Source organism: Waterburya sp., assembly GCF_058530065.1.
The window spans coordinates 1-7,010 of the sequence record NZ_JBZNBU010000154.1 but is presented as its reverse complement, the minus strand read 5'-3'; the positions used below and the strand labels follow the sequence as shown (position 1 = coordinate 7,010).

Annotated in this window: 4 protein-coding genes; all 4 read left to right on the top strand. The window is 38.5% G+C overall.

The features are described 5' to 3' along the window. On the top strand, nt 1-759 hold a 759-nt coding region (locus AC33VI_RS09980), incomplete at its 5' end, for a BamA/TamA family outer membrane protein (RefSeq protein ID WP_491782113.1). Nucleotides 760-788: 29 nt separating this feature from the next. Then, the gene (locus AC33VI_RS09975) at nt 789-3,818 is read left to right on the top strand and encodes a two-partner secretion domain-containing protein (protein ID WP_491782112.1); all 3,030 of its coding nucleotides are present in this window, start codon (nt 789-791) and stop codon (nt 3,816-3,818) included. A gap of 101 nt (nt 3,819-3,919) precedes the next feature. Then, nucleotides 3,920-6,487: a CHAT domain-containing protein gene (locus AC33VI_RS09970; protein WP_491782111.1), complete on the top strand. Its 2,568-nt coding sequence runs from the start codon at nt 3,920-3,922 to the stop codon at nt 6,485-6,487. Nucleotides 6,488-6,722: 235 nt separating this feature from the next. Next, nucleotides 6,723-7,010, top strand: a 288-nt coding sequence (locus tag AC33VI_RS09965; RefSeq protein ID WP_491782110.1) for a 30S ribosomal protein PSRP-3, incomplete at its 3' end; no start/stop codon positions are given.

The following is a 7,010-nucleotide window of genomic DNA, read 5'->3' as shown; positions in this document are numbered from 1 at the left end:
GAAACTAAATCAAACTATTACGAACTTAGTCTTCGACAGCCAATTTTTGCCAAGCCAAGTCGAGAAATTGCTTTAGGTTTAAGCTTTTCTCGTCAGCACAGTGAAACTTCTTTGCTAGATGAACCTTTTCCTTTGTCTATTGGCGCAGATGAGTCAGGGAATACTAATATTAGTGCTTTGCGCTTTTTTCAAGAATTTACCGAACGGAATGATCGTAGCGTGGTGGCTCTGCGATCGCAATTTAGTTTGGGAGTAGATCTTTTCGATGCCACCATTAACGATAATGCTCCTGATGGTCAATTCTTTGCTTGGCGAGGACAGTCTCAATGGGCGCGTCAGCTTGATGATGATTTTGTTTTACTATTACGGGGCGATATTCAACTAGCCAACGATCTCGTTCCTTTAGAGCAATTTCGCTTGGGGGGTGCTAGCAGCGTTCGGGGATATCGCCGAGATCTAAGCTTGTCCGATAGTGGATTATTTACTTCTGCCGAACTCAGAGTTCCCGTACTACGCATTCAAAAATTAGCTGGAGTCTTTCAGTTAGTTCCTTTTGTCGATTTTGGTTTGCCCTGGGGGGAAGATAATGCCGTCGTTGAGATTGATTCTTTGATGTCAATTGGTCTGGGCTTAAACTTCAATGCAGGAGATCGGTTTAATGCTCGCCTTGACTATGGTGTTCCCCTAACAGATATCAAAGTAGAAGGAGATAGTTTACAGGAAGATGGACTAACTTTTTCTTTGGGTCATAGTTTTTAATCAGTAGTATTTTGAGATCGAATTAGATTATGTTGAAGTATTATTGTTTGCCATGGAAAGTCATTCCGCTTACTTTATCAGGAATCACCATTAATTTCTTTCCCAGTCAAGTAATGGCTCAAGTTATTCCTGACAGTAGTTTAGGTGGTGAAAATTCAATCGTTACCCCTAATATTACAGTTAAAGATACTATTGCTGATTTAATTGAAGGGGGAGCAATACGAGATAGTAATCTTTTTCATAGTTTGGCTGAATTTAATATCGGTAATGGTAGTAGCGTTTATTTTGCTAATCCCAATGGCATAACCAATATTTTGACTCGCGTTACAGGTAATAATAGTTCTAAAATTTTGGGAACTTTAGGTGTAAATGGCGCAGCTAATTTATTTTTACTTAATCCTAATGGGATAGTGTTTGGGGAGAATGCAGCTTTAGATGTTTCTGGTTCATTTTTCGCTACTACTGCCGATAGTTATCTTTTTGAGAATGGGTTTGAATATAGCGTAGCTAACCCAGAAGCACCGCCACTATTAACAATTAATCTTCCTGTAGGGGTGCAATTCGGTAATCAAGCCCAAGCCATAGAAGTACGAGGTGCAGGAAACAATTTAAGTTTAGTGCCAGGAACATTCTTACCAATTCGAGATTTAAGACCAAGAGGATTAGAAGTACCATCAGGCAAAACTTTAGCTTTAATGGGGGGAGAAATTAATCTTCAAGGGGGAAATCTCACTGCACCTGGAGGAAGAATTGAATTAGGAAGTGTTAATGAAAATATCAATGTTCCTTTGATTTCTACTAATGATGGTTTTAGTTTTAGTTATCAACCAAGCGATAATTTTCAAGATATCAATCTGAGTAACGCAGCATCTATAGATGTTAGTGGCAATGGTAGCGGTAACATTCAAATGCAAGGTAATAACATTTCTTTACTAAATAGTTCTGCTATTATTGGCAATACTATTGGTAATGATCATGGTGGCAATACAAATATTAATGCTGCTAATTCATTAGAAATTCTAGATGGAGATGAAAATCCTTTTGTCAGTTCTATTATCAATACAGTAGAGCCTACAGGAACTGGGAAAGGCAGTAATTTAACGATTACAACAGATAATTTATCGATAAAAGATGGTAGTTGGACAGCTACAGGAAGTTTTGGTACTGGGGATAGTGGCAACATCTTAATTGATGCTAATAATCTAGAAGTATCAGGATTTTCACCTATTAATGGCTCTAGTAGTGTTTTAACTAGTGCTGCTTTAGGCACGGGCAAAGGCGGTGATTTAGCTATTAAAACTGATAGTTTGTCAATTACAGAGGGTGGTCAAATTGGTTCTGGAACTTTTAGTCTTGGTGATAGTGGCAATCTCTTAATCGATGCTAGCAATATAGAAATTGATGGTTTGTCATCTGCTAATAATTTTAATACTGGTATTTTTACTACTGTTTCCTCACCTGAAGCATCTGGTCGTGGTGGTGATTTAAATATTAATACAGACAGATTAATTGTCCAAAATGGCTCTCAGATACTGTCAGCTACTATTGGCATAGGTAACGCAGGAAATATTAACATTAATAGCAAAGAATTACTCGTGCGCGATGTAGGATTGATTAGTTCTTTCAGTCAGGGAATTGGTAATGCAGGAGATATTAACGTTAACACCCAACAGTTAAAACTAGGCAGTGGTCTGGGTCAAATTACTACCTTAACTCGTGCCATGGGTAATTCGGGAAATTTGAATGTTAATGCTACCGAATCAATTGAAATAAGTGGTGCGGGACTAATTCCTAATTTTTTGCCAGAAATTCAAGAGGAATTTGTACTTTTTTCTAGTGGATTATTAACTACTGTTGAAAGTGGGACAGGTAATGGTGGTAATTTAACTGTAGAAACTCCTAACCTCAAACTTTCTGATGGAGGGCAAATTTTAACTAGTACTTTTGGTGCGGGACATGGAGGAGATTTATTGATTCGCGCTGAGAACATAGAAGTCAAAGATACTATTCTCAATCAGCTTGGAATTCGCAGTGGTATTAGTAGCAGTGTTGAAGAACCTGGGTCTAATCATGGTGGTGATATTGAAATTATGACCAACAATTTAGATTTAATTGACGGAGGTTCAATTGCTGCGAATGCTTTAGGTCAAGGTGATGCAGGAAATATTAAAATTAATGCCCAAAATATAAATGTTGCTGGAGTTTCTTCTGGCGAGCCTGTTTTCGATGTCCAACAACCACAATTATCTTCTAGTATCTCGGCTTTATCTCAAGGCGATTTTGCTGCTGGTTCAATCGATATTAATACCGATACCCTAGATCTGAGCGATCGAGGTAATATCTCTGTGAGTAATTTAAATAATGGCAATTCTGGTAACTTAAACATTACCACTAGTGAATTGAATCTCGATAATTCTGCAACTATGGAAGCAGAAGTGAATGCAGGGACTCAAGGCAATATTAACCTGGTTACAGACAATATTAATTTAGACAATCAGAGTCAGATAACTGTTCGGGCAACTGGTACAGCTACAGGTGGAAACATTACTATCGATAACTCTAACTTGATTTTGACCAGGAACAATAGTGATATCAAAGCTAATGCTGTATTTGGTTCTGGAGGTAATATAAGCATCTCTACCAAGCTGATTTTCACCGATCTAACTAGCGATCTTGATGCTTCATCGGAGTTTGGACTCGATGGAGTAGTGGAGATTCAAAGTCCCGAATCGAAAAAAGAATTGGGAGAAGTTATTCTGCCAACCGAAATTGAAGATCCGACTAGTTTAATTACGACTGTTTGTCCAATTAGCGAAGACAATACCTTGGCAGTTACTGGTAATGGGGGAGTTCCTCATAGTCCTTATCAGACTCATTCTTTAAACACTACTTGGTACGATTTACGTCCAGTCAAACAGGAAACAGCTAAAGTTGCTTCTGTACCTGCACCTTTAACCGAAGCAACCACGACGATGATTAATGCCGATGGAGAATTAGAATTAGTTGCTCTAACTCCCCTGTCTACTCATCGTTGGATTAGATCTAGTTGCCAAAATTAACCGTAAGTTGTGGAAATCTCACCAGACTTTGGTGATAGTTTTCCTTGACAAATGGGAAATCTAAGCACAAGTAGTTTGTGTTTTTAAATTCAGCCGTATCCATGCGTAACTCTATTTTTGCTATATGTTTAGGGATGGGAATTGTTATTGCTCCAGTCACAGTTGCTCAAAGTTTACCCACTATAGTTCAACAAGAAATCGATCGCGGTAGAGAAGCGATGATCCGAGGAGACTATGAAACAGCGATTTCCAGTTGGTCGCAAGCTAAACAAAATTTGATTAGACGGCGCAATACAGAAACAGTAGATTTAGAAACCGAAATTTTAATTGATAATTTTCTTTCTCTTGGCTATCAGGAAATAGGGGATTTAGACAAAGCAGAAACAGCGATCGCCTCAGCTACTAAAGTTTTAGAAAAACAAGAAGTTAATGGAGATTTAGTTGCTAAAGTTTATAATACCCAAGCCAATCTCAAGCTCAAACAGGATAATCCTCAAGCAGCAGCTTTAAATTTTCGAGCAGCAAAAGAAATATATCAAAAAAACAAGGATATTGAAGGAGAAGTCGGTGCTGCCATCAATGAAGCGATCGCTCTCCAACAACTAGGGCAATATCGTACCGCACAAAAAATTCTGGAAAGCACCGAACTGCAATTGACTACTATGCCCCAGAGCTTGCAAGCATCGGCTTATAAAGCTTTGGGAATTACCTATGCAACTATCGGCGACTTTAGCGCAGCCAGAGAAAAATTAGAGGCTAGTATCGCTTTAACTCAAGACAAGGATATCGAGGCAACGGCAAAAACCAAAATTGACTTGGCTGCGACGCTCCAGTTTTCCGAACCCGAAACAGCAATAAAACTTTTGCAATCAGTCGTATCGAGTTCTCAAAATGGAGAAACTAAAGCGATCGCTTTACTTAACTCTATTGATATTTATATCGAGACTCAAGATTGGACAACAGCCAGAGAAATAGCAGTTCAAAGCCAAGACTTAATTCTCGATCTGCCCCATAATAATTTTGCCAAAATCGATCTAATTAAAAAGATCGCTATTATAGAATCTCATCTAGATTCTGCATTATCTGCCCCTCAAAATCAATCTTGGCTGAGTTCTCTGAAACTTTTGGTCAATAGAGCGGACACTCTAATTAACCAAGAACACAAGCAGTTATTAGAGCTTATTGCTGAGTCTGCTAAGTCTGAAGGTATTGTCCGCACTGAATCCTATGCACTAGGAACTTTGGCTTATCTCGAAGAACAAGAAGGAAATTTAACTAGAGCGATCGCTCTCAATCAATCTGCTTTAGATTTGGCTGAAAAAATTGTCGCTGAAGATATTGCTTATCAATGGCAATGGCAATTAGGCAGAATTTTTAAAACTCAAGGAGAAACCAACAAAGCGATCGCTTCCTATCAACAGGCAGTGGATAATCTCGGTCAGATCCGCGAAGATTTAGTAGCTTTTAATCCAGAATCTCAATACTCTTTCCGTGAAAGTGTCGAACCAGTCTATCGTCAGCTAATAGAGTTACTAATATCTCAACCGACTCAGGATAATCTAATTCAAGCTAGAAATACTGTCGAATCTTTACAGATGGCGGAACTAGAAAACTATTTTCGTCAAGCCTGTTTACAAGCCACACCAGAACGAATCGAGCGCCTAGATCCTGTTGCTGCCACAATTTACCCTATAGTCACCGAAAACCAACTAGCAGTCTTAACTTCTATTCCCGATCAACCAATCAAGTTGCATACTCAAGATATCACCGCAGATGAGATTCAAAGCCAAGTTAGAGAATTAATAGGACAATTTAACCCCGCAGCCTCCAATAAAAGAAGAAAAGCTAATTCCCAAGAATTTTATAATTGGTTAGTCGAACCTAGCATTAAAGATTTGGCAGCAGCCAAAATTGAAACCTTAGTCTTTGTTCTAGATAGCAGCTTGCGCAATCTTCCTGTCTCTGCTCTTTATGATGGCGAACAATATCTCCTCGAAAATTATGCGATCGCCCTTACTCCAGGATTGCAGCTACTACCATCTACCACTTTAGAAAATAAAAATATAGAAGCTGTTGTGGGAGGTTTAAGTGAAGCTAATCAAGGGTTTGTTGCATTACCAGGAGTCAAAACTGAAGTACAAAATATAGCTGCTAATATCGATTCTCAACTGCTGCTCGATCGAGAATTTACTAATGATCGTCTGCGTCAAACCTTAAAAGCCACTACCGAAGCACCAATTCTACATTTGGCAACTCACGGTCAATTTAGCTCCAAAGCAGAAGACACGTTTATCTTAACTTGGGACGACCGCATTGATGTTAATGAACTCGAACAGTTATTAAAAGTAAGGGAAGAAACTCCCAAGTTAATTCCGATTGAATTACTAGTATTGAGTGCTTGTCAAACTGCTCAAGGTGACGATCGGGCTGCCTTGGGAATTGCGGGAATTGCCCTTAAATCAGGAGCAAGAAGTACATTGGGTACATTATGGTCAGTATCAGATGAGTCTACTGCTTTGTTGGTCAATCGGCTCTATCAGGAGATTGCAATTACTTCTCAAAATAAGGCTCAAATTCTCAGAGAGGCTCAGTTGGAGTTAATCAATTCAGAACAGTTTAATCATCCTTACTATTGGGCTCCGTTTGTTTTAGTCGGAAATTGGATTTAGCGATCGTCTAAATTAATGCAGCCAATCTAATTTTTACTCTAAGTAATCTTACCGATTAAAACCAAAGTTGACTTGAAAAGATATTCAAGCAATTATTATCATTTAACTCAAGGCGATCGCATTCTCAAAATTGATAAATGTTTAATGTCAAATGATAAATCCTCAATGATTAATGTATAATTGTCTTTGGTTTACTATGCAAAATATTTCTTAATATAATTATTGGAGGCTTATATTGGAGTCAGAATCCCGTTTTAAATTAAAAGTATTGTGGTTGGATAAAAATGTGGCGATCGCAGTCGATCAAGTAGTTGGCAAAGGAACTAGTCCTTTAACAGCATACTATTTTTGGCCTCGTAACGATGCGTGGCAACAACTAAAAGACGAACTAGAATCTAAGCATTGGATTGAAGAAGCAGAAAGCATTGACATCCTCAACCAAGCTACAGAGGTGATCAATTTCTGGACTGAAAGAGGCAAAACAACTCCCATGACCCAGGCACAGACCAAGTTCCCTAACATT